The organism is Lactobacillus sp. ESL0260 (genome assembly GCF_003692935.1).
Lineage (GTDB): Bacteria > Bacillota > Bacilli > Lactobacillales > Lactobacillaceae > Lactobacillus > Lactobacillus melliventris.
Genome location: NZ_REHO01000011.1, coordinates 1 through 26,362 on the forward strand (window position 1 = coordinate 1; position 26,362 = coordinate 26,362).

Here is a 26,362-nt window from a genome sequence, read left to right on the forward strand (position 1 = left end):
TGGATAAGTTATTACAATGAAGATAGAATTCGGCACAAGCTAAAAGGCTTAACTCCGATTCAATATCGGAATCAAGCCTTAAGTAAAACGATATAAAACTAACGTCCAGTTTTAGGGGTTAGCTTCAATTAGTTATTTGTTTTTTTGTTTTTTTTAATTTAATAGACGCCATATCTCTTTCTGAACGGCGCTGTCATTGCTTGAACCAATAATGTGAGTAGCAGCCTTCTTAGCCACGGGAAGTGCTGTTCCTGTGGCATAACTGGTGCCAGCATATTTTAGCATCCCCACATCATTGCCACTATCACCAAAAGTTACCATTTCTTTAGGTTTAATTTTGAATTTACTACTTAAAAACTGTAAGCCCTTTGCCTTATTCATACCTTTTGTTGACATATCTATCGATGAAGAAGAGCCAGAAACAAAGTCAATTTCAGGATAATTACGTCTTAATTTTTCTAAAAGATGCGGCATTTTATTTTCAGGAACATCAAACGTAACCTTGAAGATTTGATCATCAAGGTGATTAAAACTCTCAACAACTGTCAGTTTTTCATAGTACTTTTTTAGTTCTTTAGCGTACTCAGGTCCATCTTTTTTTAAAATATAAGCGCTGGCAAGACCCGAAACCGTGACTTTTTCATTACTTTCCTGAATTATCTTCATGATTGTCTGCCAGTCCTTTTCAGAAAGACAATCAACGTGAATTACCTGCTTGCCTTGTGCTACTAGTGCCCCATTCTCCGCTATGTAGAATAGTTGATTGGCCACTTGTGGAAATCGCGAATATAAATTTTCAAACTGATTTCCGCTGGCAACAACAAACTTAATTCCCTTTTTTTGCATAATCTGAAATTCTTGCAAAAACAATTCCTGATCATATGTTTTCTGATCTGTTAACCAAGTTCCGTCCATATCTGTAGCGATTAGTTTAATCATTCTTTTTTCTTTCTATTAAACTCGTAGTCCCTTAGGATAATAATTCTTAATAATATGATTACTGATTTTACCAAAACCTAAAATAAAATTTTGGCAACTGACTAAAACAAAGCCTGTTTCGTTAGCTTGCGTTCTTAATGTTTCTCCATGTAAATACTTTAAATAGCTTTCCCTGCTTAGTTCAACTACTCTGTTTTGTTTCTGTTCTGCTAACACCATGGCTAATTGATGTCCGGGTTCAAAACGGTTTTTCTTTAACACACCCAGTTCAACGCCATTTGCTAGTATCTGCAAATGAAGATTCGCATTATCTGATAATGCTGGTATAAAAACGTGATTATTACGTACTCGACTATCTAACCGCCAATTTTTTATTGCTGCTGGTAAATTAAATTTATCTAGTACTTCCGCTATTAATTGAATTTCAGATTTAGTTAGGGCTTCTTTTTGAGGCCTTCTTTTTTTCTTCTTTTTTTGATTTGGCGAGATTTTGGCTTGAACCACCACGTTTGGTGATAATTTTAATTTTGCAGCAAATTGCCCTTCACCTAACTCAGCTGTAGGCCAAAATCGTACTGTCTTAATGAGATCAGGGTTATTGTCAGCCCATTCAGGGTGTCCATGAGCAATAGCGTGCGTTTTTACGTTTAGTGACATAATAGTCAAATTAAATTTTTGCGTTAGCCACGAAACTATTTGTTCATTTTCCTCTGGAGAATATGTACAGGTTGAATAGACTATTTCTCCTTCTGGCTTTAACATTTGGACAGCAGCATTCAAAATTTCCTTTTGCCGTTCTTGGCAAAGCAGTACATAATTTTGTGACCAATACTTAATAGCCTGAGGGTTTTTACGAAACATACCTTCGCCACTACAAGGCGCATCAACTAAAATTTTATCAAAATAATGAGGAAAACACTGTGCTAATTTTTCTGGCTTTTCGCTGACAATTAAAGAATTTGTTGTGCCCCAACGTTCAAGATTTTCGCGCAATACTTTTGCTCTGGTGTGTGAAATTTCATTTGCAACCAAAAGTCCTTCACCCTTTAGCTGTTCGCTGATTGCAGTACTCTTGCCACCTGGTGCGGCACATAAATCAAGCACTTTTTGTCCCGGACGCGCTTCAACAAATAATGCTGGAAACATTGCCGTTGGTTCCTGTGAATAAACAGCTCCACTTACCCAGGCTGGATCTTGACCACTGATTTTACCATAATAGGCTTGGGGTATGCCTGAAACTTCTTTTTTTGGATCACAAGAAAGACAGTGGTTTTCTTTTAATGAATTAACGCGAAATGCACTTTTGGGACTATCATTAATTGAATTGAAAAACTGCTGTGCTCTACTTTTTCCTAATAACCTAGTATATTTTTCCTTAAAATCCTCAGGCAGTTTAGGCATTATTTTGATCCTTTCGTGATAAATGCAAGATGCATATGCTGTATATAATAGAAATGATGATCCAGCAGCCTGTAAGGAGCCAGATTAAGTGCTGCGGCTTTGATAAAAATGTTCGCCATATCAAGAAGAAATATGCACTTATAGTTACCAATACTTCAATCAATAAAATTCTGATCCCGTGATTTATTAACCAATTACGCAATAAATTGCCCTTTAAGTGAGTTGACTTAACCGTTTTCCAATCTATAAAAGCTAAAACTAAATTGCTAAATGAAGCAATTAACAAGAAGATTATGATAAATGTAATTTCCCTAATGATTGAAAACTGATGTATTTGGTGGTTTTTCACAAAAAGCGGTATTTTAGCCTTAACCCCATAATGTTTGGCAATTTGGCGAATTACTTTATTTGAACTATCTATTATAATTTGATAATCACGTAATTTGAATTTTCCAGTTGGCTGTTTGGGACTAGTACTAAGATAATAACTATCCTGCTTCATTTGGCGATAATGTTTTAAAGTACCCACAACCGTGTAATATTTCTTATTCAAATAAACATATTCGTTTCCTTGCACCTTATATGTAGGGACTTTAGCATTTAATCCCAGTACAGCAAAAGAAACCCGCCCTTTAAAGTCATCTTTGGTAAAATATCTGCCAGATTCAGTCGGTAGGTTTAATACATCATGATTTGACCACACCAGAGTTTGATTTTTCTTAGATTTGCAAGTCATATGAACTTGAATTTTGTTACGGGGATATTTTTTTTGCAAAAATAGCAAAAAAGATCTAACATTTTGCTTATTTTTTATTTCAATGTAGCGGGTATTATTACTTAGACCATATGCCTCAAGTAGTTGATCCGCTTCTCGTGACTGAACGTTTGACAGCATACTGCCAATTCCTAGAAACGATAAAAATATAATAATAACTAAAATTATTTTTTTAAATTTCATGTGCTATCTCAAAAATTTGTTCATCAATAAAATCAAAACTGGTAAATGTCTGGTTGATTAGCCTTAGTTCCTTTGAATGAAGAAATGGCTCCTTTTGCCAAAAACTTGCAGAGTTGGTCACACCATTTCTTTCACCTACAAACAATAAATGTGTGGCAGAATTTAATTTTTGCCAAGCGTTAACGACTTTTTCATCACTGTTGCCAAAATTAGGTGCCCAAGAGCAAATTATCAAATCGACATCACTAAATTGCTTGACAGCTCTTGCAGCATCATAATTACTAACAGGCACAAATGCTTGGGCTCCAGTATTTGAAGTCCTTGACCAATCTAAATTATCCGTGGCAGTCATTTTGACGCCAACCTGAGACAATGCTTTACTCCAATAGCCGTTACCTGCCATTATTTCCAAACCTTTATTAATTTTTAGCTGATCTTTAATTACTTGGGCTGTTTCTAGATTTGGAATTGACCATAGGCCAAACTTAATTGCTAAAAATTGCCGGGTATTATTTAGCAGCTGATTAATTGTTTTGAAATCATCTAGCTGATCTTTAGAATGAAAATGGTTGCTGCAAATTTCTTCAGCAACATCGGGTAAAAATCCCAGCTTTTTGGGTGCTCTTTTTAAAACCTGCTTTTGCCTTATAGTAGCAACGATATTATTTATTTCCACTACTTGTTGATGCACTAGCTCAATATTGAGTCTGGCATCCAATTGGTTAATTTTACTTAAAAAATCTGTCATTATCAAATACCTATAATGATTTTAACATTCAAACGACAAGATTTCAGTTATAATAAAGAGTAACATGAAAAAGGAGAATATTTTATGGCAAAAAAAGTTACAAAAAACCAAGACGAAGAGGAAGAAAGCTTAGGCAAATTTATTCTTGATGTTGTCATAATGATGGCAGTAATTTTGGGAGTTTTCTTTGTTTTATTCCATTTCGTACTTTCTAATGATAGAGTTTCAGGGCCATCGATGCAACCAACGTTTGAAGATAATGATCGTTTAATCGCTGTCCGCCATTTCACTCCCAAGCGCAATGACGTGGTAGTGCTGCTTGCTCCAAAAGCTGCAAATGATACCCCTGGTGCTTATTACATCAAACGCATCATTGGTTTACCGGGTGATAAGCTGGTTTCCAAGAATGATAAGATGTACGTCAATGGTAAGCTCTTACCTGAGCCTTATCTAGAAAATCATTTTAAAAAAGCTAATAATGCTCAAGGACAGACGTATACGACCAATTTTACTTATAAAGTCCCTAAGGGTTATTATTGGGTAATGGGTGATCACCGCGATATATCTAAGGATTCGCATATGTTTGGACCTGTTAAAAGACAGAATCTGATTGGTAAAGTCAAATTCAGGTATTGGCCATTTAATAAAATTCAAGGTTTTTAACTTTAATTTTCTTTGAATTTTAGTATTTTTCCGTTAAAATAAATTGTAAAGGAGAATTTAATATGAATCAGCAGTTAGAGGAATTATCCGATGCAATTATTGACTTTCAAGTCAAACATCATGTTACTGATACGGATTTAGCTTTTGCTAGTCATTTGTCAGTTGAAAAGATTCATGCGATGAAAACTGGTGAAGGTGAATTTACTCCTGAAGAAATCAATCAGCTGTATGATTACCTTGCTGCGAATCATTGAAAAGTTTGTTATAAATATAACCTGCAGTTCATCTTGGATAATTGCAGGCTTTTATTTTTGGTAAATTTGGGAGAATGCTCATTATAGGACCAGTTGTAGTAATTATTCTACTTTTGACAACTTTAATAACTAAAAGCATTGCTGCTTTGACTTTCATCGCCTTTTGTCTTTTATCTGGTTTAACATTTTTATTATTTGTCTCATGGCTCTTTTTTGGCTGTTAAAAAGACGCTAAAAAATTTTTTAGCGTCTTTTAGTATGCCTATTTTTATTTACCTTCCCTTGCCTCAAAAAACTTACTGAAAAGAATGGTGTCAAAAAACCAAAACAATATGTTAATTATAAGCATTAATAATAATGCTATAGCTAAATCATCATTTGTACCTGTGGTTTCTCCCATCATAAACCTAAACGGAAACGAAATTATTTGTAGGCCAATACTGGCTTTGATTGCAAGCCAGGCAACTAAAATAATGACTAAAACGGCAATTATTCGAAAATAAGCTTTGCTGAGCGCTTGCGGTAGATAGTCTAAAAGTGCACGACTGGAGTAATTTAAAAAGCTGATTATGAAGTAACCAAAAAATGCGCAAAGAATAACCATCATAAGTGCACCAAAGAAATTAAACATAATCTCTAAGTCAACTTGTTGCAAATGTCTTCCAATATCAGCAAACATTTCGATTAGGGAGTTATGAAACTGACTATCAAAAGTAAAAGTAACAACACTTAAAATTAGCGTACAGATAATTTCCAATATTACAAAGAAAAGTAAGGCAGCAAATGAACTTAAAATGTTATCAAAGTAGAACTTTTTATCATCAATTGGTATTAAGCGCCAAGTCTGGTTACCACTCACCCTTTCATTTTGAAAACAGGTAGTTAAATAAAAGATTCCAGTGAACAGCCATGCTTGTACAATAAAAATAGCTAGCCATAATGTAAAAAAGTTAGAAAAAATGTGTCTGTTGATATAAACGTGGCCGTTATTAAAATTGAAAAAAGTCATCGCAAATGAGGCAACAGTCTGGATAATTAGCAGAAGAGAGATCCATTTAGTTTTCAACCTAAAGAGTACGGTAAAATAACGATTAAAAATTGCCATTATTCATCCTCCTCTCTTTGGTAAAAGTTCTCATAAAAATCTTCTACTGTCTGGTTATCCGCTCTAATCTCTTCAGTTGATTTTTGCATGCAAATTGTCTTATTTTTGATAATGACAACTTCATCGAGAACGGCCGCAATTTCATTGACAAAATGGTCAGAAATTAGAATTGTGGACTTTTCTTGCTTCCATAAGATAATCGATTTAATAATTTTTTTACGAGCCATAGCATCAATTCCGGAAAAAGGTTCATCCAGAAGATATAAATCCGTTTTCCTGGAAAAAGTTAGAGCAATTATCAGCTTTTCTTTCATTCCTTTAGACATTTCAGATAAACGCAGGTCAGAATCTAAATTCATGAATGTTTTTAACTGCTTAAATTGTTTTAGACTAAAATCATGGTATAAAATTTGGTAAAACTTGACGATTTCATTAATTTTAACGGAGTTAGAAAATCCAGTTAAGCCATCAGTAAAAGAAAGATGCTCTTTTCTGTCAGCCTCTTTAGTAAAACCAGCAACTTTAACAGTACCATGATAATTTTTAGCAACACCACTGATAATTCGCATCAAAGTAGTTTTACCTGCACCGTTTTCGCCCAAAAGAGCGACAATTTTTCCTGGTTTGAGTGTTAAATTTAAATCAGTAATAATTTTTTTCTGGTTCTTTTTGTAAACCAAATCGGTTATTTCTAAAGGGTTTGCCATTATTCACGCTCCTCTTTAAGATATTCAGATAAAGATATGAGAATTTGTTCGTCAGATACTCCTAAAGAATTCATACTATGTACAAACTTATCTAGTTCCGCATTAATTAGTTCCCTTTTTGTTTTATCAAGTAAAGTAGTATCTTCAGTGACAAAATTACCTTCTCCCCTCTTGGTGTACAAAATACCTTCAAAATTCATCTGTTGCAAGGCACGTTGCACGGTATTGACATTAACAGTGAGTTGCACTGCCAGTTCACGTACAGAAGGGATTTTTTTACCTGGCTTTAATTTACCGGTAATTATTTGTCGATATAGGTATTGCTTAATTTGTAAGTAAATGGGAATGTTATCTTTAAATTCCACAAGTCCACCATCCTTTGGCCGTAATACACCTATAATACACTATCATAAACTAGATTGATTTTTTCCGCAAACCTTTTAACATTTGTAGTTAAACTACTTTTTGTAAATAGTTGGTAAGTTTCTACTTTTAATTAGTAACCCTACTTATGTTCAGTTGCTTCATAAAAATGATTAATTAGGAAAATATTGCTGCCTAATAAAATAAGATCGCTAATTGCGTTTGCCAAAATTGCAAAAGGTAAACTACTAGAAAGATTAAGTCCATAATTAGTCGGATGAATCACTGATAAAAGAACTTGGTAAACAAAGATATTTTGGATTTTAAAGAAGAACCAGATTAAGCCGAAGATTATGACTATGTGTAATACTTTCACAACTGCGCCATTAATGTTTGCAGGGACAAAATCTAGTATTGCTCGGCTGGCAAAATTAAAGAAACTGATAACAAAATATAAAAAGAAACAACTTAAAATAGCTAAAACGATCGTACCAAGTATTATCCAGAATACATTAATGTCAAGATTGCGTAGAATGCTTTTTAATAAATCGCGGAAAAAGTATACAACAGGCTTGTCGGTCAGATACGATGAAAACAGTAATATCATTACTGTGACGAATTCGAGTACAATAAAGTAAATAAAAGATACGAACGTGCTTAATACATTAACAAGATAAAATTGCCCATCGCTTATTGCAGCTAAGCGCCAAGTTTGACTGCGATTAAATTTCTCGCTTTGTAACGGCGTAATAAAATAAACAAAAAAAATAACAAAAAAGGCCAAGAAGACAAAATATAATGCCCATTCCGGTAAAATTCCGACATTGTTTTGGGGATTTTTGCGGATATGCCAATTGATTACTTCATAATATGTAAAAAAGGCACATGCAAGAGCTGCAATTACCTGGAAAAAAAGTAATATGTGTAATTTTTTAGTTTTAATTTTAAATAATCGATTAAATAACCTGCTAAATTCTGCCATTTTGAACTCCTTATTTTTTAATTTTGCTCGATGCCAAATTGTCGCTCATATAAAATTGGTATTATGCCTCTATTTTTTACTCTGCTTCAAAGAAATGCTTAAATAAAAAGATATTAATGACGAACACAATTAAATTAACAACTACAACAATTAAATTAAGATAGGGTAAAGTGTTGTTGTAAGCCGGATTTAAGTTTAAAAAATGCAAAAGGCTGCCTAAAAATTGGTCGACAAAAATTATTTCTACTTTGGTAAAAAGCCAGGCTATTAGGATAACAATAAAAATATGTAATAGTTTGACAATTAACCCACTTGAAGCTACAGGAAGATAATCCATGATGGCTTTACTGGAAAAATTTAAAAAGCTGATCAATAACGAAATGAAAAAGCAACATAAAAGTAAGAGTAACATGATATCAAAAATTAAACGAATTGTATTCAGTTCAAAATTTGGTCTAAATTGCTTAAACATTCTTTCGCATGAATTACGAAAAGCCTTATCCGTAAAAAATGAAACAAGTAGTAAGATGCCTGCAACAATAATGTTAAGAAAAATGAAATAGATAAAAGTTATAAACGAACTTAAACTATTAGCAATATAAAATTTTTCATCAGTGATTGCAGTTAAACGCCAAGTTTGACTGCGATTAATCCGCTCATTTTTGACAGCCATATAAATAAAAAAGAAAATGATGAAAAAGACACTCAATAGACAAAAGTACATTAGCCAATCAGGTAAAAGCTCGGAGTAAAGATTTAAAAATTCACCAAACTCACCTGTACCAATCAGCAGCCCAAAAACAGAAAATGCTAAGGCACCAACTAATTGTATAATTAAAAATGAATAAACTTTCTTGGCTTTTTCTACAAAGAATCTGCCAAATAAATTTTTAAAAGATGTCATGCTTTTCCTTTCTGCTATGAAAATATTGAAACGAAAATATTGAAACAGTATTAGGTTTTACTTCTCTCCTGCTTCAAAAAAGTGATTGATTAAGAAGACGTTAATGCCAAGTATTATTAAATCAATGATAAACATCATTAATACCACGGATTCCAATCCCGCAAGACCTGTAGATCTTAGTAAAAGTATATTGATAATATAGTTTGCAAAGACACTATAGAGCCTAACTAGTAATCCTACCAAGACGATAATTATAAATATGCGCACAAAAGAAATTAGAATATGACTTGATGCATGTGGTAAAAAGTCTAAGATTGCTTGACTGGAAAAGTTAAGAAAACTAACCAAAAAGTAAAGAAAAAGACAAGTAAGAATTAGTAGTAACATAATGCCAATAAAATCAAAAATTGCAGTACTGTTTAAATCAACTTCAAACTGTAAATTTTTGCCAAATTTAGAATTAGTAAATATTGATAAAAATAAAAAACAAATTGCAATTAACACATCTAAGAGCACAAAATAAACCAATGAAACAAATGAACTTAAGATATTGGCAACATAAAACTTGCCATCACTAATTGGTGCTAAACGCCAGGTTTGATTTCTATTTAACCGTTCATTTTCAACTACAGTTAAAATGAGCAAAATCGGTCCGAACAAGAAAGTTAATGATGCAAACAGTGCCATCCATCCTGGTAAAAACTCGAGATTATTGTTCGAATTAAAGTGAAATCTGCCAGAATAAAAACTAAAATAAGTAAAGAATGCTGAAGCTAGAGAACTAATGAATTGCAGAATAACTAAAAGATAAACATTTTTGGCTTTTTTCTGCAGTAACTTTTCAAACAAATGATTGAAAACGTTCATTATTCCTCCTCCGCATCGTATAAACCTTCATAATAATCTTCAACACTTTTATGATGCTCGCGGATCTCCTCAGTAGATTTGTGCGTGTAAATAGTTTTATCTTTGATAATGACGATTTCGTCAAGCATACTGGCTATTTCGTTGACAAAATGATCTGAAACAAGAATCGTTGAATTTTCCGGTTTCCATAAAATGATCGAATTAATTATTTTTTTGCGCGCCATGGCATCAATCCCCGAAAAGGGCTCATCTAATAAATAAAGGTCAACTTCGCGCGAAAATGCCAGGGCAATGATTAACTTTTCTTTCATTCCTTTGGACATTTCAGATAAGCGCATCTCTGAATCTAATTTCATAAACTGACGCAACTGTTCAAATTGATTTTGATCAAAATCTTGATAGATGACCTTATAAAATTTAACAATTTCTTTGATTTTCGTTGAATTAGCAAAACCTGTTAATCCATCAGTAAAAGACAGATGTGCTTTTCTTTCTGCAACATTATTCTCGCCTGATATATTAACTGTCCCGTGATAGTTTTTGGCCATGCCACTGATGATGCGCATTAAAGTTGTCTTCCCAGCACCATTCTCACCTAGAAGGGCTACAATTTTTCCCGGTTGTAAATTTAAATTGATGTTATCCAAAATTGTTTTTAAATTTTTCTTGTAAGTTAGATCTCTTATTTCCAATAGATTTTCCATTTTTAACTCCTACGTTAAGTGTTCAGTTAAAATTAAATTAAGCTGTATCGTTGAAACCCCTAGGGCTTTCATATTATGCACAAATTTACTTTGTTCAGATTTGATAATGTCTTTTTTAATTTTTTCCAGTAAGTTTTTATCATTAGTCACAAAATTACCCTCTCCTCTTTTAGTAATTAAAAGCCCTGATGTAGTCATTTGTTTGAGCGCTTTTTGAATAGTGTTCACGTTGACCATTAGATGGGTTGCCAAATTACGGACAGAGGGAATTTTCTGACTGGGTTTAAGTTTTCCGGTAATTATTTGGCGACATAAATCTTCTTGGATTTGAACATATATCGGCCTATCATCTTTAAACTTCATATTTCCCCTCTAACTGTATTACATTTATAATACACTATAATATTACAATAAACTTAAAAGTTATGCAATTAATTACTTAAAATCTTTTTCTCCGAAAGATTAAATAGCCAGCAATTATAAAAATAAAGATATAGATTAGACTACCCATTAAAAGCTCTTGGTTATTCAGGTGGGTAGTTAAAACATACATGCCATAATTACCATATTGCCGGGTTAAGTCCACCATATTAAAAGGGTTCCATTTCATAATGCTTATAAGCTTGCCCCCGTTCATTAAGTCGGAAGAAATGTTTTGACCTATGAATGTCACTAACAGGCTTGCTGTAATTACAATTGCACTACTATTAATCAGGCACGAGAGTAAAAAAACAATAGCAATAATTAACATTGTAGTTACTAAATCTATTAGAGAAGCAGTTACCATGTTTAGCCATACCGGCTGATGGTATAGATAAAGTTCTGACCAATTAACTCGATAATTAAATATGATATAACGCAGACAAATGGTATAAAAAAGAGCTAGCAAATGCAGAAAAACATCGTATAAGAACAAAACAATATACTTCGATAAGTAGACATATATTTTATTCGAAGACTTATATAAAAGTGTCAAAATCGTATTGTTTTGAAATTCCATCGAAAAACACGTGGCACCTACTATCACTAGGATAAACATTATGAAATCAGATGAATCAAAAGTTAATGTTAAAATTAGCTTTTTACTTTCATCTGCTAAAGCGAAACCGGTAATAAGCATTAGAAAAAATAATATAATAGCTGCAATCCAGCTAATTTTGCGGTGCACTAATTTATATAATTCCTGCTTAATACTATAAATCATTTTAGTTATCTCCTCTCTTTATACTCGTCGATGTTTGAATAGATAATATCCCAAGACCATAAAAGCTATGCCGTAAATGATATTGGCTATAATTAGTTCAACACTTGATAAGTTCGATTTTAAGCTAAGGTTTGGATTTGATAATTGCTGGGAAATAAAAATCATATTTAAAAAATTCCATTTAATAGTACTTATAAAATTGGGAAAGCTTTGCATTAATCCCCTCGAAAAACTGGCACCAAAAAATGCTAGTACAATTCCAAAACAAACTACTACAGCGTTATTTTTAACCAGCATAATGAGCATAAAAGATAAACCAATGCTAAAAAAGGAATAAATCAATGCTCCTGCTAAGTTAATTAGCAGATCATTTAAAAGATTATTGCCATTTTTGTTAAGTAACCAATCATACCTGGCAGGATTAAAGAACATGCTTAAAATCGAAGTAAGTAGAAATGCGATTACTGTTAAGAAAAAACTATAGATTAAGACAACCAAAAACTTGGCAAAGTAAATTTGATACTTGCTTGAAGTCTTATACTCCAACATGATAATCGTGTTATTCTTGTATTCCATTGAAAAAATTGCAGATGCTACGGTAATAACAATTAAAGGAATCCACTCAATTGCACCAAATCCGTAGCTAAGGGATTGGCGCGTAATAGGTTTAGTAAAAAAGTTGTAAATCATTGTTACAATGAGAACAATCAGACCATAAAAAGCGATGTTTTCATGGCTAAACTTATAAATTTCCTGTTTAAAACTTGTATTCATGGTAACTAAACCCTCTTTCCCGCCAAAATATCAACTACAATCTGTTCAAGGTTGGCCTCAAGAGGCAACATCTCCTTTAAATGAACTCCTTCTTTAAAAAGCAGATCTTGTATTTTGTAGATATCCTTTTGGCTTACTATCAAATAGTTTTCATTTGCTGTAAACGTGATCTGATAAGCAGCAAAAATCTTTTTTGCAATTTTATTATTGTCAGTAGTCAAATGATATTTTTGATGACTAATTTTTTCAAATTCTGCAATTTCTTTATTCAATATGATTTGTCCCCCAGAGATTAAGACAACTCTCGTCATTACTTTTTGTAATTCACTTAAAATGTGACTTGAAATTAAAAAAGCTGTTCCTTGGTCAGAATACCTTTTGATCAGTTTTCTTACTCTAATAGTTGACTCAATATCCAGTCCGTTCATTGGTTCATCAAGAATTACAATTTGAGGTTGATTTAGTAAAGCGATTGCTATTCCTAATTTTTGCTTCATACCAAGAGAATACCCTTTAGCCTTATTATTAATATAGGAACCCATTTGTAAATCAGAAATCAAGTTTGCCATATCTTTTTGATCATGAGCATAAAGGGTCAAATTCTGCATTCCAGTAAGAAATGGGTAAATTGCTGGATGTTCAATTAATGCTCCAACCTTTGTTAAAGCATGATGGTCATTTTCAGAAACTTCTTGCCCATTAACTACAACTTTTCCTTTGAATTTCATTAAACCCAGGATAGTTTTCATAATGGTGGTTTTCCCAGCCCCATTAGGACCTATCAAACCGATTATTTCACCTGGTTTAACTTCAAAAGTAGCATTTTTGACTAGCACAGTTTTACCAACAAATGTACTAACATTATCCAGTTTTAGTGCATAAATATTTTTCACTCTTAATCATCCTTGCTAAAATTATTATACTAGTGAACTACATATATAATACACTAGTATAATAAAATAAATTTTATTTTTTGGCAAATTTATTTTTAATCAAAAGTCTTAGAATAATTTAAATGTTCCACATCTTGGTAGTTAGTTTTACCAAAAATAAAAAAGGCACCTAAAACCATTTTTGATAATGATTTTAAGTGCTCTTTAGCATAGCTTTAATAACTGTGCATAATTTTGCTAACTTTTTACAAGCTTAAATTCCTTTATCAGAACAAGCTTTTAACTTTTAATCTTTTTATAAACAGCCTTAAAAGGAGCCGTTTTTGTTTCACTGTTTATTAGCAGCATTCATTTGTACCATTTTTAGCATAACATCTACTGCTTTTGCCATAGACTCAAGAACGGTATATTCAAACCTGCCATGCATGTTTTCTTGACCAGAGAAAAGATCCGGACAAGGTAAACCTCTATAAGTCAGAAGTGAACCATCCGTTCCTCCTCTTACTGGATCTTCATTGATTGTTAAGCCCTCTGCCTTATATGCTTTTCTGGCCAAATTTACAATTTCCATGTGATCTTTAAGAATATCGGCCATGTTGTAGTATTGATCTCTCATGTTAAGCTTAATTCTTTCAGTCCCGAATTCCTTGTTCATTTGATTAACAATAGCCTTGACTTTATTTTTACGATCTTCCAGACCATCTCTTTCAAAATCGCGGACGATGTATTCCATTTGAGCGTTATCAACCGTACCAGTAAAATTGGTTAGATGATAAAAGCCTTCCCTGCCAGACGTTTTTTCAGGGACTTCGTTTTGCGGAAGTTGATTTTGGAAGTTAATGCCAACTTGGATAGCATTAATCATCTGATCTTTAGCTACTGAAGGGTGCACATTTACTCCTTGGATATCAAGCGTGAAAGTAGCAGCAGAAAAAGTGCCCCAATCTAACTTACCAGGAGCTCCGCCATCAACCGTGAAAGCAAAATCTGCCCCAAATTCATCAATATCAAAATGCTGGGCTCCCATGCCAATTTCTTCGTCCGGAGTAAAACCAAGCCGAATTTTGCCATGTTTAATTTCAGGGTGGTTTAACAAATATTCTGCTACAGTAACTAATTCTGCTACGCCACATTTATCATCCCCACCTAATAAGGTGTCACCTGAAGCCGTAATAATAGTTTGGCCAGCATATTTTCTTAAGTTCGGAAATTCCGCAGGATCTAAATAGAATTCGGAATCTCCAAGGCGAATTTTTGATTTGCCGTCATAATTTTCATGAACTTGCGGTTTGACATTTTCCGCATTAAAGTCTGCGGTATCGCAGTGCGCTAGAAGTCCCATTACAGGTACATCATAATCTACATTAGCTGGAATTTCGGCAATAACACACCCTGATTTTTGACTATAATGCACATCTTTCAGACCAAGCTCTTCGAGATCAGGTAAAATAACCTGTTTTTGAAAATCTTCTTGACGCTTAGTTGAAGGGAACCTGTCTGAATGTTCATCAGAGCGTGAATTAACTTTTACATATTTTAAAAATCTTGGTAATAAATTTGGAAACTCCATCTTATCTCCTTAATTAAAATAAATCTTGAAATGGGTTAGTTGATACTTCAGATTGGGTAATTTCGACATTCCAAGAGTTTTCTTTATTCCATTCAAGCAATTTTTGATAAATTTTTTCTTTAAAAATCTTTTCAGTGTAGTGACCCGGATCAACTACCGTCAGACCGGCAGAAATCATATCATGGCCTGTATGGTAATAAACATCTCCTGTAATAAAAGCATCAATATTCTCTTCTACTGCTTGATGCCAATATTTGCCGCCATCACCGCAGATAAAACAAACTGAAGAAATAGTCTGCTGATTATCAGCAGTAATTAATCTTACCATTTTTACCTGCATCTTGTCTTTGACGTAATAAGCAAATTCTTCAGCAGATAGTGGTTGAAGCAATCTCCCCTTGCGTCCTATGGCAATTCCATCATCGTCTGGACAAAACGGTTCAACGTCTTTCAAACCCAACTCTTCAGCTTGCCAGTCGCTTGAACCATCTTCAGCCTTGTCTGAATTAGTATGTATAGAATAGACCGTAATGCCATGAGCAATTATTTTACCGTACATAGCATATTGGGGATTGGCAAAATCCAAGTTTGGAGCGGGGCGAAACATCAAGGGATGATGACTGATAATCAAGTCAACACCATTTTGCACTGCCTCGTCCACCACTTGTGGTCTGACATCTAAGGTGGTCATTATTTTAGTGACATTTTGCTCAAGTGAGCCTATTTGGATGCCAATTGGATCACCTTGGCTAGCTATTTCTTCTGGAAAGTGTTGCCTTAAAACGGCAACTATATCCTCTACTTTAGTCATTTATTTCTTCCTCAATCATTTTTATTTCATACTCAATTTGCTTAATATGTGCCCCATCTTTTTCCTGGGCCTTATTTAAATTAGTTAGCAGCCTTTGATGGTAAGCTAATTGATCACGCCATTTTTGATAAAAAACTTGATTTTTTTCTTTTAGAATTTCAGGTCCAAAAAATATTTGCCGGTCAGTTAAACTGATAGTATTTTCCAGCTCTTGTGCCTTAATCAGTTCATATATATGCCCGGCTTCAGCGATAATTTTTTCGTTAATAATTTGATACTTATGTGCTGAAAGCCATTCACGCACACCCGGCTCCCCCACATTAGGCTCCAAAATTAATGTAGCAAAATGAAAATTTCTTGACCAAGCTTCGTTTAAAATATTGGTCATTAACTTGCCACCCATACCGGCAATTACCACTGTATCAATTCTGTCTTTGGCGCTAATTGTTTCAAGTCCAGATCCTAAACGAGTTTCAATTTTGTTTTTTAAGCCAGCAGCAATGATATCTTTTTCAGCATTTTCTAAAGGCCCAGCTGCTACATCACTGGCAATAGCATAATCCACTTTACCCTCTTTTACTAATTGGATCGGTAAATAAGCGTGATCTGTTCCAATGTCTGCTACACGGGCTCCTTGATCAACCATTTGTGCTAAAGTACTTAATCGTAAATTCATCCTCATCCTACTTTCTTTATAATAGAATTTTAGCATAATGCTTTTTATAAGATAAAAATAAAATAATAAATTTAGCTACTCTTATTATTAGTTTCTAAAGCAATCTGGCGTTCTGACAGCGCTGATACATCTGTTAGCTTCATTTAGAACTAAAGCAAAAATCTTTGCTTGCTATATTAAAACAAAGTGTAAAAATTTTCTTTTTCTTTCTAAATTCCTATTTTATAATTTAATGTAAGACTTAAAAGAAAGAGATATTTCATTTAATGGATAGAACCGAACCAGTTACTTTAACGAATATGTGTATGATTAAAAGCAAGAATAAAATATTAGTGTTGAATCGTAATGACCCCTCTTGGCCAGGACTTACTTTTCCAGGTGGCCATGTTGAAGATCATGAATCTTTTTATGAATCAGTGGTGCGGGAAGTTAAAGAAGAAACAAATTTAGATATCAAAAACCCTCGCCTATGTGGCATTAAGCAATTTTATGATGAAAATGATCACCGCTATCTTGTTCTTTTTTATATAGCGACTGAATTCACTGGCACAGTCAAAGCCTCAAGGGAAGGCAAATTGACGTGGATGACTAAAGAAGAACTTTTCCAACATGAATTAGCATATAATTTTGACCGCGACTTGCTGGTATACTTTAACGAAGATATTGATGAGCATATCTTGGACGGTAAACGGGATGAATTATTTTAAGAAGTATCGAAATGCTTTCTGAACCAGCAATTAAGCGTTAGCATTTAGGACAAATAGTAGTCCAAGAAATTCTGATTATTATGGTACCTGGATTATTTTTATCTATTAAGCCCTGACTAAAAGCAGAATTATGGCCCTAATAATTTTGCTAACTTTGTTTATCATGGTTCTTCTGCAACTAACCCTTCTACGCGAAAACATCTTTAAGCAAATAGTCCAATTTAATCATTATTTTCAAGCCGTTAAAGTCCAAATATATTTTTTGGTACTTCACAAAATCGGAGCAGGTTTTAACAAAGTTTTTAATACTAAGAACTTTATCTGTTTGTTAACTCCTCTTACTTTGTATGAACTGGTTATGCTAGTTCCTAAGGCAGAACTACCATGGTGGAAAATAAATAATAATTTGAGCAAATTATAAATGCGTTTTCCGCAGGTATTGTTTTTGCTGCAGTTTATTTGTATACAGGTTCTTTTTTGGTTAATTTGGGCTATCATGCAGTTTATGATATACTAGCCTTCCTAGCTACTGGCTCAACAGTTATGACAGTACCCCATATCTTTGACTGGGAATATCTCTTTATTACCACTTTGATCTATTTGGCTTTTGCTTTCTTCTTATTATCAGGTAAGCGAAAAAGTGTTATCGCATATAATTTGCAGCAATGGGGACTAGAAAATAATCATGCTGCTAGCGAATTAACTTTTAGCTAATAAAAAAGACAAGATTTGAAAAATCTTGTCTTTTGTTTGGCTAATTAATCTAGGAAATCACGTAATTGATTTGACCTACTTGGATGTCTTAGTTTACGTAAAGCTTTAGCTTCAATTTGACGAATACGCTCTCTCGTAACTCCAAACACTTTACCAACTTCCTCAAGTGTTCTAGTTCGACCATCATCAAGTCCAAAACGCAAGCGAAGAACATTCTCCTCGCGATCAGTTAAAGTGTCAAGCACTTCTTCTAATTGTTCTTTGAGCATTTCGTATGAAGCATGTTGTTCAGGACTAGTTGCATCCTTATCCTTAATAAAGTCACCTAAATGTGAATCATCCTCTTCACCAATAGGAGTTTCCAAAGATACTGGTTCTTGTGCAATTTTTAAAATGTCCCTAACTTTAGAAGTAGGCATGTCCATTTCTGCCCCGATTTCTTCAGGAGTTGGTTCACGTCCTAAGTCCTGCAACAGTTGTCTCTGAATTCTAATCAACTTGTTAATTGTTTCAACCATGTGGACCGGAATTCTGATAGTTCTAGCTTGGTCGGCGATAGCACGGGTGATAGCTTGTCTAATCCACCAAGTTGCGTAAGTTGAGAACTTGAAACCGAGGCTGTAATCGAATTTATCTACTGCCTTCATCAGACCCATGTTACCTTCCTGGATAAGGTCCAAAAATGACATGCCACGACCTACATAACGTTTAGCAATAGAAACCACTAAACGAAGGTTGGCTTCAGCCAATTCTTGTTTAGCTTCTTCATCACCTTTTTCAATCCTTTTTGCCAAAGAAATTTCTTGATCAGCATTTAGTAAGGGTACGCGGCCGATTTCTTTCAGATACATTCTGACTGGATCATTCATTCTGACACTTGAAGGTGCCGACATATCTTTTAATTCAGCCTTTTCAACATCTTTTTGCTTTTTTAAAGCTAATCTCGAAGGATTACCCTTCTCGTCAACAATGCTAATGCCATTATCTTCAAATTCCTGAACTAATTGGTCAACTGCTTTTCCCTGTAGTTTATAGGGCTTAATCAATTGAGCAACGAATTCTTTTTCAGTAATAGATTTATCTTTTTTAACATCTTTAACTACCTTTTTGACCATTTTGTCTAAAGATAATTTTTCGGTGTTAGCGGTTTTTCCATTTTCTACCACAATAAGCCCCCCTTTAACCCTGGATCCTTTTTAACTGCAAAATTTTACGAGTAATACTTAATATTTCATCCGTATCAGTTTTACGTTTAGCATCTTGTAAATCATTCATTAGTTGCTGCAATTTAAAATCAATTTTACGCCTGTTTAAAGCATTAATTTGCTCATCGATTTCGCGGTCTGAAAAATCCTGGGGCATGTCTGTCATTTCAGCATTAACTATTATACCTTGAAGTTCACTAGGAATAAAATCTAAAAAACTATTAACTCCCGGATTTTCTTGATTTTCACTAAAATTTAACCATAATTCCGCTAATTTTTGATATTTAGAGTCTGGAAATAAAAATTGATGTGATAATAAATATTCACGAGCATGTTTTGAATGAATAAATAAATATAATAACCGAGTTTGAACAGGATCATTTTTACTATAATTCTGTTCAGGTTCAACAGGAGAATCAGGATAATTATTATTTGCTTCTTCAGGTTGCACACCATAATTGTTTTGGTGCCTTCTAGCCGCATTTTGCTGTCTGCGATATTTGGTAAAATTAACTTTGAGTGAATCCTTCGAAACACCTTGTTGTTGTGAAATCTTGTCCAAATATAAATCTTGTTCTACTGGATTAGACAACTGAGCAATTTCTTTCACTGCTTCGTCGAGATAAGCCAATTTTTCCCGGTCATTTGCTAAATTATATTTTTGAGCCAACCTTTTAAGAAAAAAGTCTGTAGGAGTTAAAGCACCTTTAACTTCTTCCTGATATTTTTCCCAACCATATTTCTTTACATATTCATCAGGATCCAGCTTTTCTGGCAGAACTACTATCCCTAAATTAAAGCCACCAATGCTATTAAACATTCTCGCTGCACGTTCTTCAGCATGAATTCCTGGATCATCTCCGTCATAATTAATGATGATGTTTTTAGTGATCCTGCGTAACATATATATTTGTTGATCAGTCAAGCTGGTTCCCATAGAAGCTATACCAGATTTAATTCCTGCTTTATAGGCCGCAATTACATCCATGTATCCTTCATACAAAATTAAATGCTTTTCACTGCGGACTGCTTTTTTTGCTTCCGCAAAATGAAAAAGAGTTTTAGATTTAGTAAAAATTTTGGTTTCAGGACTATTAATGTATTTAGCTTCTGTTTTATCTGGCGAAAGCCTTCTACCAGAAAATCCAACCACATAGTCGCCTTCATCAGTGAGAGGAAACATCAGCCGATCTCTAAAGCGATCAAGTAATTCACCAGTCTGAGATTGCACAAATAAGCCACTCTCAGCCAAATCTTCATCTTTAAATTTCTGGTCTCTTAAATAAGTCAAAAGCAAATTGTTTTGTTTAGGAGCATAACCAATACGAAAATGAGCGATTATTTCATCATTAAGACCACGCTTTTTGGCATAATTATATCCTGGTCTACCAGCATTTGTTGAAACTAATACTTTATGATAAAAATCGGCAGCCTCCTCATTAATTTTTATTAAAATATTGGAAAACTTTGGTTTTTGGTTATTATATTGCCCGATATCAATATGACCAAAATCAGCAACTTTTTGAACACTTTCAGGAAATGTAAGATTTTCTTTATACATTAGAAAAGAAAACACATTACCACCTTTGCCACAGCCAAAGCATTTAAAAAATTGTTTCCCTTCATTAACAGTAAAAGAAGGGGTTTTTTCTTCATGAAATGGACAAAGACCAACATAATCTTTGCCTTTCTTTTCTAGAGAAACATACTGGCTTATGACATTTACAATATTGACATTATTACGAACTTTAGCGATAGTTTCTTCAGGTATAAGACCGGCCATCTTTGCACCTACTTTTTATTTAATGACTAATTTGCTTAAATCACCTAATCGTTTTGAAAGTTGTGCCACATCACTTAGCTGTGCTAAACGGTTATTTTTAACAGCTTCATCTTTAGCCATAATCATATTAGTTTCGAAGTAAAGATCGATTACAGGCTGTAATTTCACAAATCCGTCATAAAGATCTGCTAATTTTTCAATTTTACTTAAATCATTAACGCCCTCGGCAAGTTGGGTTTCGGTATCATTATCAAATAAGTCCTTGTTAACAATATTCTTACCTTTATATTTTGCCTTTTTCAAAATATTATTAATTCTAATTAAACTTTCAACTACTGGTTTGAATTTATCATCATCATGATGTAATTGCAAAACTTTTGCTGCAGCTAAAATTTGTATTGGATCCTGCTGACTTGAAGCTAAAACTGCATCAATTATGTCATATTTATAATTATTTTTCTGTAAGTACTGTTTAATACGATCACGAATAAATAAAGAAATCTCTTCTTCCTGCTCAGCTTTTTTAGGCAGCTTAGCCGGAGTTTGATTTTCAAGAGCCGACACAATCTCTGGTAAGACATCATTAAAAGGTAATGACCAACTCTGGTTTATTAAAATGCGAACAATACCATAAGCATAGCGGCGAAGAGCGTAGGGATCATTGGATGAACTAGGGATCATACCCACAGCAAAGAAAGTAATTATAGTATCTAATTTATCTGCTATAGATAACAAGGAGCCAACAGTTGTTTTGGGCAAATTTCCTTCAGAAGTGGTTGGCATATAATGCTCTGCAATTGCTGCGGCAACATCATCCTTTTCACCAGCCAATTTGGCATAATGCTTGCCCATGACACCTTGCAATTCAGCAAATTCTCCTACCATTTGAGTTACCAAATCAAACTTATATATTTGGCTAGCACGATCGAAATCACTGACAACTTGCTTATCTAGGTGCCATCTTTTTGCTAAGAAATCACCAATGATATTGACACGCTTCATCTTCTCAGACATTGAGCCAATTTTGTCATGAAACGAAACATTGTCCAATTTTTGTACAAAGTGACTTAAAGGATATTTTCTGTCTTCATCATAGAAGAATTGTGCATCATCAAGTCGTGCTACCAAGACCTTTTCATTTCCTGAAACCACATTTTCTAAGTAATCTTTATTACCATTGCGCACAGCAATAAAATGATTAATTAATTCTCCATTTTGATCATAGACTTCAAAGTAACGCTGATTATCCTTCATCGAAGTGATAAGAACTTCTTTGGGCATCTGCAAATATTTTTTAGCAAAAGAACCTGCAAAAACAGTAGGATATTCAACTAAATTTGTTACCTCTTCAAGTAAACTTTCATCAGGTTTAATTTGCCAATTATTTTTCTTAACCAATTTATTCATTTGGTCAATGATCATTTTCCGACGTTTATTTGCGTCAACAATCACAAACTGATCTTTTAACGCATCTTCATAATCGGAACTATTGGCTAAAACTACGCTATCTCCCAGAAAACGATGCCCTGCCGTCTTTCTACCAGCTGTAATGTCAAGAATTTTTACGGGTATTACATCACTGCCATATAGTGAAACAAGCCAGTGAATAGGACGGACAAATTCGAAATCGTGAGAATCCCACCGCATTTTTGTGGGAAAAGTCATAGACTTAATGATTTCACTCATTCCCAAAAGAATATCACTTGTTTTTTTACCCTCTTTTTTTACATGCACGTAGGCATATTCTGTACCTTTTAATTTGTCAAAGTAGATATCGTCAGTGGTCATTCCCTGTCCACGGGCAAATCCCTGTGCGGCTTTGGTCCAATTCTTATCTTGATCAAGAGCAATTTTCTTTGCCGGTCCCTTTTTTATTTCATCAATATCTTCTTGTTTTTCTGCTAAATCTTCAACTAAAACAGTTAATCTCCGAGGTGTTGAGAAAGTTTTAGTACATTTAAAGTTAAGACCTTTTTCTTTAAGAAACTTTTCTGTTCTTTGCGCAAGCTGTTTAACACTCCGTTCAACAACATGAGCCGGCATTTCCTCAGTACCAATTTCAAATAAATAATCTTTAGCCATTTTCAAGTCCTGCTTTCTTATCTTCTGCTTTTTTCAATAACGGAAAGCCTCTTTTTTCACGTTCTTCTACAAAACATACCGCTACTTCATGAGCTAAATTTCTAATTCGAGCTAAATAACCCGCTCTTTCAGTAACTGAAACAGCTCCCCTGGCATCAAGCAAGTTAAAAGTGTGTGAACATTTTAAAATATAATCGTATGCCGGTTGAACTAAATTTAAGCCGATTAATTCTTTAGCTGTTTTTTCATAGACATCAAAAAATTGTAAAAGATCTTCCTGATTTGATTCTTCAAAAGCATACTTGGAGTTCTCATATTCAGCTTCTTTAAAAATATCACGGTACAAAACGCCATTGCCCCACTCTAGGTCAAAAACAGAGTTGACATTCTGTATATATGAAGCTAATCGTTCCACACCGTAGGTAATTTCACTCATTGTGGGTTTAACATCAAGTTCACCAACGGTTTGAAAATAAGTAAACTGACTTACTTCCATTCCATCAAGCCAAACTTCCCAACCAACACCGGCACAGCCCATTGAAGGGTTTTCCCAGTTGTCTTCTACAAACCTAATGTCATGCTCAAGTGTATTGATACCTAGTTCTTTTAAGCTGTCTAAGTAGTATTGTTGAATATTTTCCGGTGCAGGTTTTATCACCACTTGGAATTGATGATGTTGAAACAATCTGTTAGGGTTATCACCATACCTACCGTCAGCCGGACGTCTTGATGGCTCGACATAACATGCAGCCCATGGTTCTGGTCCCACAGCGCGTAAAAAAGTATAGGGACTCATTGTTCCTGCTCCCTTTTCAACATCGTAAGAGGGCATTACCATGCAGCCCTTTGAAGACCAAAATTTTTCTAATTTAAAAACCATATCTTGAATAGTTAATTTTTTCTTTGCCATTTATATTTCCTTCCTGCATCAGACCATAAAAAAAGCCTATGCAAAACATGCATAGGGACGAGATTTAATCGCGGTTCCACCCTAATTCAGGAAATAATTCCTGCTCTTAATTAAATTGACTAGAGGTGCCTTTTCCCAGATGCTCTCCCACTGTTTAGCACTCGCTTAACAGGTACTTTTTTTATCCTCATTATCGCCAAAATACATTATTATTTTACCATAAAATTCAGTGAAGCAGAAGACTCACTCGTTTAATTTAAGTTCATCTAAAAACTTTTTAGTTTTGAGGTTAAGATCAATTGTTTCCTGATATATGCGGTCAATAGCCTTACGGGTCGCCGTTTTGGTAGCAGTATTTATTTTGATGTCGCCTAACCGTTCAAAAGGAAGTAAAAAGATCGTTCTTAAAACAGCAGTTTCCTTTGGTTTTAAATGTAATCGGCCAGGATCTGTATCAAAATGTTGACTACATAAAATGCCACCACTTTTAATGGAATAATCAAATTCGCCTTGTTCTTTACCACAAATAACGCAATGACGCATTTCTGGCTCAACGCCATAAGCTTGCAATAATTGCATTTGCACAATTTGGGTGATCATTTCAGGATCAGTTTCAGCGTTAATTTTTTGTAACGCAAAATTTGCCAGATTATAGTATTTACCCAGATTTTGATATTCAATAAAAGCATGATCTATCAAATCAAGGATAAAAGAAGCATATGCATTTTTAGTTAAATCACTAAACAGGCCATCAAATTGACTGACGTCTTTATAAGTTCTGAGCGTACTTAGACCGTGACCAGTAAAATATATGACATAAGTGCCATAGGAAAAATTAAGTAAAGATGCACCTAGTTTTGATTTTGGCTTAAGTGCTCCATGAGCAAGTAGAGTAATTATTCCGTTATTCTTGGTCATTATTTTTGCCAATAAATCTGCCTCACGGTATTTTTGCCTTTTAAAAATAATTCCCTGCACTTCTTTTAATTGTCGTGCCATTTTAGCTAAAATCCTTGGGATTATAGCCTATTTGCTTTAAAAAGCGTGGATCAGAACGCCAATTATGTTGAACTTTAACCCAGAGATGCAAATTGACTTTTTCACCTAACAAATCTTCAATTTGATGTCGGGAATTAATGCCAATCTGCTTCAGCATCTTTCCGCTTTTGCCAATAATAATTCCTTTTTGACCATTCTTTTCAACATAGATGGTAGCTTCAATTTGCAGTTTATTATTTTCATGCTTATTCATTTGTTCGACCCAAACAGCAGTAGCATGAGGAACTTCTTCAGCAGTCAGGTTTAAAATTTGTTCACGAATTAATTCTGCTACCATGAAATATTCAGGGCGATCAGTTATTTGATCTGTTCCATAATATTTAGGTCCTACAGGTAAATATTGATGCAACACCTGAATCAGATCACTAATCCCTATTCCCTGCGTTGCAGAAACTGGCAAAAATTCCTTAAAAATGTCCAGTTGACGGTATTGATCAATAATTGGCAACAGTGCGTTGGGATTAACCTGATCTACTTTATTAATAAGAAGCAAAACTGGAGCCTTCGCTTTTTTCAACAAATCAGTAATATAAGCATCACCTTTGCCCATTTTTTCTGGTTCAACCATAAATAAAATGAGATCGACATCGTTTAAGCTAGACAAGCTGGCTTTATCCATATAATTATCTAAATCAAGGTGGGGCTTAAATATACCGGGAGTGTCAACAAAAACCGCCTGCATATCATCAGTGGTTAAAATGCCAGAAATCTTGTTACGCGTAGTCTGAGGTTTACTTGAGGTAATAGCAACTTTTTGACCTACTAAATAATTCATTAGGGTAGATTTACCAACATTAGGTCTTCCTAATAAAGCAACAAAACCAGATTTATTTTTTATATCATCAGTCATTATTTTCCTCTGCCTTCATCAAGTTGATCCGGATATAGTGGCAACCCATATTCTTCTAAAACTTTACCCTGAATTTTAAACATTAATTTTGCTTCATTTGGTTTAATATGATCATACCCATTAAGATGCAGGAAGCCGTGGACCAAGGTATAACCAAATTCACGGTCCCAACCTGTACCATAATCCTTACTATGACGCATAATTACACTCGGACACATAAATAGATCGCCTATATCCTCACTGAATTCTGGATCGTCTTCAAATGTACTGTAATCCAACAGGTCTTCACCATCTTCAATGGCAAACGAAATAACATCAGTCGGTCTGTCTTTGTCACGATATTTCTTATTAATTTCATTGCTTTTCTCTTCATCAACGAAATTAATACTCATTTCCAAGTTATTCTTTTTAGCAATATCATTTTTAGCAAGCAAAAGAAGGTCATTAATCCATTTCTTCCAATCACGCGTTTTATCATCAAGAAAACCAACTTCATCATTGAAAGTAATATCAATTGGGTTCATTAATT

General features: G+C 34.0%; 31 protein-coding genes. 6 read left to right on the forward strand and 25 right to left on the reverse strand.

Annotated features, from left to right (window positions below; genetic code table 11):
• Nucleotides 1–3 precede the first annotated feature (3 nt).
• On the forward strand, nucleotides 4–96 hold the full coding sequence (locus F5ESL0260_RS09620) for an IS3 family transposase (RefSeq protein ID WP_370448574.1): 93 nt from the start codon (nucleotides 4–6) through the stop codon (nucleotides 94–96).
• Nucleotides 97–153: 57 nt separating this feature from the next.
• Here F5ESL0260_RS09620 and F5ESL0260_RS04800 read toward each other — a convergent pair whose 3' ends face one another.
• From F5ESL0260_RS04800 to F5ESL0260_RS04815, 4 genes are read right to left on the reverse strand one after another with little or no spacing between them, the layout of a single operon-like run.
• Nucleotides 154–939: an HAD family hydrolase gene (locus tag F5ESL0260_RS04800; protein WP_122026078.1), complete on the reverse strand. Its 786-nt coding sequence runs from the start codon at nucleotides 937–939 to the stop codon at nucleotides 154–156.
• A gap of 15 nt (nucleotides 940–954) precedes the next feature.
• On the reverse strand, nucleotides 955–2,340 hold the full coding sequence (locus F5ESL0260_RS04805) for an RsmB/NOP family class I SAM-dependent RNA methyltransferase (protein ID WP_122026079.1): 1,386 nt from the start codon (nucleotides 2,338–2,340) through the stop codon (nucleotides 955–957).
• A complete protein-coding gene (locus tag F5ESL0260_RS04810; RefSeq protein ID WP_233557715.1) occupies nucleotides 2,333–3,235 on the reverse strand; it encodes a hypothetical protein in 903 nt (300 codons plus the stop codon). Before F5ESL0260_RS04810 ends, F5ESL0260_RS04805 begins: the two co-directional genes overlap by 8 nt.
• Nucleotides 3,236–3,287: 52 nt before the next feature.
• A complete protein-coding gene (locus tag F5ESL0260_RS04815; protein WP_122026081.1) occupies nucleotides 3,288–4,046 on the reverse strand; it encodes an SAM-dependent methyltransferase in 759 nt (252 codons plus the stop codon).
• 84 nt (nucleotides 4,047–4,130) lie between these two features.
• Here F5ESL0260_RS04815 and lepB point away from each other — a divergent pair, with 84 nt between their 5' ends.
• The gene (gene lepB / locus F5ESL0260_RS04820) at nucleotides 4,131–4,709 is read left to right on the forward strand and encodes a signal peptidase I (protein ID WP_110446101.1); all 579 of its coding nucleotides are present in this window, start codon (nucleotides 4,131–4,133) and stop codon (nucleotides 4,707–4,709) included.
• Between the two features lie 62 nt (nucleotides 4,710–4,771).
• A complete protein-coding gene (locus F5ESL0260_RS04825) occupies nucleotides 4,772–4,963 on the forward strand; it encodes an LBP_cg2779 family protein (RefSeq protein ID WP_046324857.1) in 192 nt (63 codons plus the stop codon).
• A gap of 268 nt (nucleotides 4,964–5,231) precedes the next feature.
• Here the strand turns inward: F5ESL0260_RS04825 and F5ESL0260_RS04830 are convergent, their stop codons facing one another.
• From F5ESL0260_RS04830 to F5ESL0260_RS04895, 14 genes are all read right to left on the reverse strand, one after another.
• Nucleotides 5,232–6,068 carry a hypothetical protein gene (locus tag F5ESL0260_RS04830; protein ID WP_122026082.1) on the reverse strand — a complete coding sequence of 279 codons (837 nt, stop codon included), beginning with the start codon at nucleotides 6,066–6,068 and terminating at the stop codon, nucleotides 5,232–5,234.
• The gene (locus F5ESL0260_RS04835) at nucleotides 6,068–6,775 is read right to left on the reverse strand and encodes an ATP-binding cassette domain-containing protein (RefSeq protein WP_122026083.1); all 708 of its coding nucleotides are present in this window, start codon (nucleotides 6,773–6,775) and stop codon (nucleotides 6,068–6,070) included. Before F5ESL0260_RS04835 ends, F5ESL0260_RS04830 begins: the two co-directional genes overlap by 1 nt.
• Nucleotides 6,775–7,140 (reverse strand): GntR family transcriptional regulator, encoded by a 366-nt coding sequence (locus F5ESL0260_RS04840; protein ID WP_046324860.1) that lies wholly within the window; start codon nucleotides 7,138–7,140, stop codon nucleotides 6,775–6,777. Before F5ESL0260_RS04840 ends, F5ESL0260_RS04835 begins: the two co-directional genes overlap by 1 nt.
• A gap of 140 nt (nucleotides 7,141–7,280) precedes the next feature.
• On the reverse strand, nucleotides 7,281–8,120 hold the full coding sequence (locus F5ESL0260_RS04845; RefSeq protein WP_122026084.1) for a hypothetical protein: 840 nt from the start codon (nucleotides 8,118–8,120) through the stop codon (nucleotides 7,281–7,283).
• A gap of 76 nt (nucleotides 8,121–8,196) precedes the next feature.
• Entirely contained in the window at nucleotides 8,197–9,024 is an 828-nt protein-coding gene (locus F5ESL0260_RS04850; protein ID WP_122026085.1) for a hypothetical protein, read from the reverse strand.
• Between the two features lie 57 nt (nucleotides 9,025–9,081).
• On the reverse strand, nucleotides 9,082–9,891 hold the full coding sequence (locus F5ESL0260_RS04855) for a hypothetical protein (RefSeq protein WP_122026086.1): 810 nt from the start codon (nucleotides 9,889–9,891) through the stop codon (nucleotides 9,082–9,084).
• Entirely contained in the window at nucleotides 9,891–10,595 is a 705-nt protein-coding gene (locus tag F5ESL0260_RS04860; protein WP_122026087.1) for an ATP-binding cassette domain-containing protein, read from the reverse strand. Before F5ESL0260_RS04860 ends, F5ESL0260_RS04855 begins: the two co-directional genes overlap by 1 nt.
• Nucleotides 10,596–10,604: 9 nt before the next feature.
• Nucleotides 10,605–10,958, reverse strand: a complete 354-nt coding sequence (locus F5ESL0260_RS04865; RefSeq protein ID WP_122026088.1) for a GntR family transcriptional regulator — start codon at nucleotides 10,956–10,958, stop codon at nucleotides 10,605–10,607.
• A 76-nt stretch (nucleotides 10,959–11,034) separates the two neighbouring features.
• Nucleotides 11,035–11,799, reverse strand: a complete 765-nt coding sequence (locus F5ESL0260_RS04870; protein ID WP_122026089.1) for an ABC transporter permease — start codon at nucleotides 11,797–11,799, stop codon at nucleotides 11,035–11,037.
• Nucleotides 11,800–11,817: 18 nt separating this feature from the next.
• Complete coding sequence (locus F5ESL0260_RS04875) at nucleotides 11,818–12,573, reverse strand: ABC transporter permease (protein WP_122026090.1); 756 nt, start codon at nucleotides 12,571–12,573, stop codon at nucleotides 11,818–11,820.
• A gap of 5 nt (nucleotides 12,574–12,578) precedes the next feature.
• Nucleotides 12,579–13,466, reverse strand: coding sequence for an ABC transporter ATP-binding protein (locus F5ESL0260_RS04880; protein WP_122026091.1), 888 nt, complete (start codon nucleotides 13,464–13,466; stop codon nucleotides 12,579–12,581).
• A 328-nt stretch (nucleotides 13,467–13,794) separates the two neighbouring features.
• The gene (gene pepT, locus F5ESL0260_RS04885; protein ID WP_122026092.1) at nucleotides 13,795–15,036 is read right to left on the reverse strand and encodes a peptidase T; all 1,242 of its coding nucleotides are present in this window, start codon (nucleotides 15,034–15,036) and stop codon (nucleotides 13,795–13,797) included.
• 13 nt (nucleotides 15,037–15,049) lie between these two features.
• The gene (locus tag F5ESL0260_RS04890; protein ID WP_122026093.1) at nucleotides 15,050–15,847 is read right to left on the reverse strand and encodes a Nif3-like dinuclear metal center hexameric protein; all 798 of its coding nucleotides are present in this window, start codon (nucleotides 15,845–15,847) and stop codon (nucleotides 15,050–15,052) included.
• Nucleotides 15,840–16,523, reverse strand: coding sequence for a class I SAM-dependent methyltransferase (locus tag F5ESL0260_RS04895; protein WP_122026094.1), 684 nt, complete (start codon nucleotides 16,521–16,523; stop codon nucleotides 15,840–15,842). Before F5ESL0260_RS04895 ends, F5ESL0260_RS04890 begins: the two co-directional genes overlap by 8 nt.
• A gap of 266 nt (nucleotides 16,524–16,789) precedes the next feature.
• On the opposite strand from F5ESL0260_RS04895, the gene F5ESL0260_RS04900 reads away from it, so the two are divergent.
• The 3 genes from F5ESL0260_RS04900 to F5ESL0260_RS04910 all read left to right on the forward strand — a co-directional run bounded on the left by F5ESL0260_RS04900 (nucleotide 16,790) and on the right by F5ESL0260_RS04910 (nucleotide 17,944).
• Complete coding sequence (locus F5ESL0260_RS04900) at nucleotides 16,790–17,230, forward strand: 8-oxo-dGTP diphosphatase (RefSeq protein WP_122026095.1); 441 nt, start codon at nucleotides 16,790–16,792, stop codon at nucleotides 17,228–17,230.
• 130 nt (nucleotides 17,231–17,360) lie between these two features.
• Nucleotides 17,361–17,651 (forward strand): hypothetical protein, encoded by a 291-nt coding sequence (locus F5ESL0260_RS04905; protein ID WP_046324872.1) that lies wholly within the window; start codon nucleotides 17,361–17,363, stop codon nucleotides 17,649–17,651.
• A gap of 56 nt (nucleotides 17,652–17,707) precedes the next feature.
• Nucleotides 17,708–17,944, forward strand: a complete 237-nt coding sequence (locus tag F5ESL0260_RS04910) for a hypothetical protein (RefSeq protein ID WP_147444117.1) — start codon at nucleotides 17,708–17,710, stop codon at nucleotides 17,942–17,944.
• Nucleotides 17,945–17,988: 44 nt separating this feature from the next.
• Here the strand turns inward: F5ESL0260_RS04910 and rpoD are convergent, their stop codons facing one another.
• The 7 genes from rpoD to ybeY form a co-directional block, all read right to left on the reverse strand.
• The gene (rpoD, locus tag F5ESL0260_RS04915; protein ID WP_084619548.1) at nucleotides 17,989–19,110 is read right to left on the reverse strand and encodes an RNA polymerase sigma factor RpoD; all 1,122 of its coding nucleotides are present in this window, start codon (nucleotides 19,108–19,110) and stop codon (nucleotides 17,989–17,991) included.
• Between the two features lie 13 nt (nucleotides 19,111–19,123).
• Nucleotides 19,124–20,932, reverse strand: a complete 1,809-nt coding sequence (dnaG, locus tag F5ESL0260_RS04920) for a DNA primase (RefSeq protein ID WP_122026097.1) — start codon at nucleotides 20,930–20,932, stop codon at nucleotides 19,124–19,126.
• A 15-nt stretch (nucleotides 20,933–20,947) separates the two neighbouring features.
• Nucleotides 20,948–23,014 carry a glycine--tRNA ligase subunit beta gene (gene glyS / locus F5ESL0260_RS04925; protein WP_122026098.1) on the reverse strand — a complete coding sequence of 689 codons (2,067 nt, stop codon included), beginning with the start codon at nucleotides 23,012–23,014 and terminating at the stop codon, nucleotides 20,948–20,950.
• Nucleotides 23,007–23,924, reverse strand: coding sequence for a glycine--tRNA ligase subunit alpha (gene glyQ, locus F5ESL0260_RS04930; RefSeq protein ID WP_046324875.1), 918 nt, complete (start codon nucleotides 23,922–23,924; stop codon nucleotides 23,007–23,009). The genes glyS and glyQ overlap by 8 nt, the downstream gene beginning before the upstream one ends.
• Nucleotides 23,925–24,167: 243 nt before the next feature.
• Entirely contained in the window at nucleotides 24,168–24,923 is a 756-nt protein-coding gene (gene recO / locus F5ESL0260_RS04935; protein WP_122026099.1) for a DNA repair protein RecO, read from the reverse strand.
• A 1-nt stretch (nucleotide 24,924) separates the two neighbouring features.
• Nucleotides 24,925–25,833, reverse strand: a complete 909-nt coding sequence (era, locus tag F5ESL0260_RS04940; RefSeq protein ID WP_122026100.1) for a GTPase Era — start codon at nucleotides 25,831–25,833, stop codon at nucleotides 24,925–24,927.
• Entirely contained in the window at nucleotides 25,833–26,357 is a 525-nt protein-coding gene (ybeY, locus tag F5ESL0260_RS04945) for an rRNA maturation RNase YbeY (protein ID WP_122026101.1), read from the reverse strand. Before ybeY ends, era begins: the two co-directional genes overlap by 1 nt.
• Nucleotides 26,358–26,362: the final 5 nt, after the last annotated feature.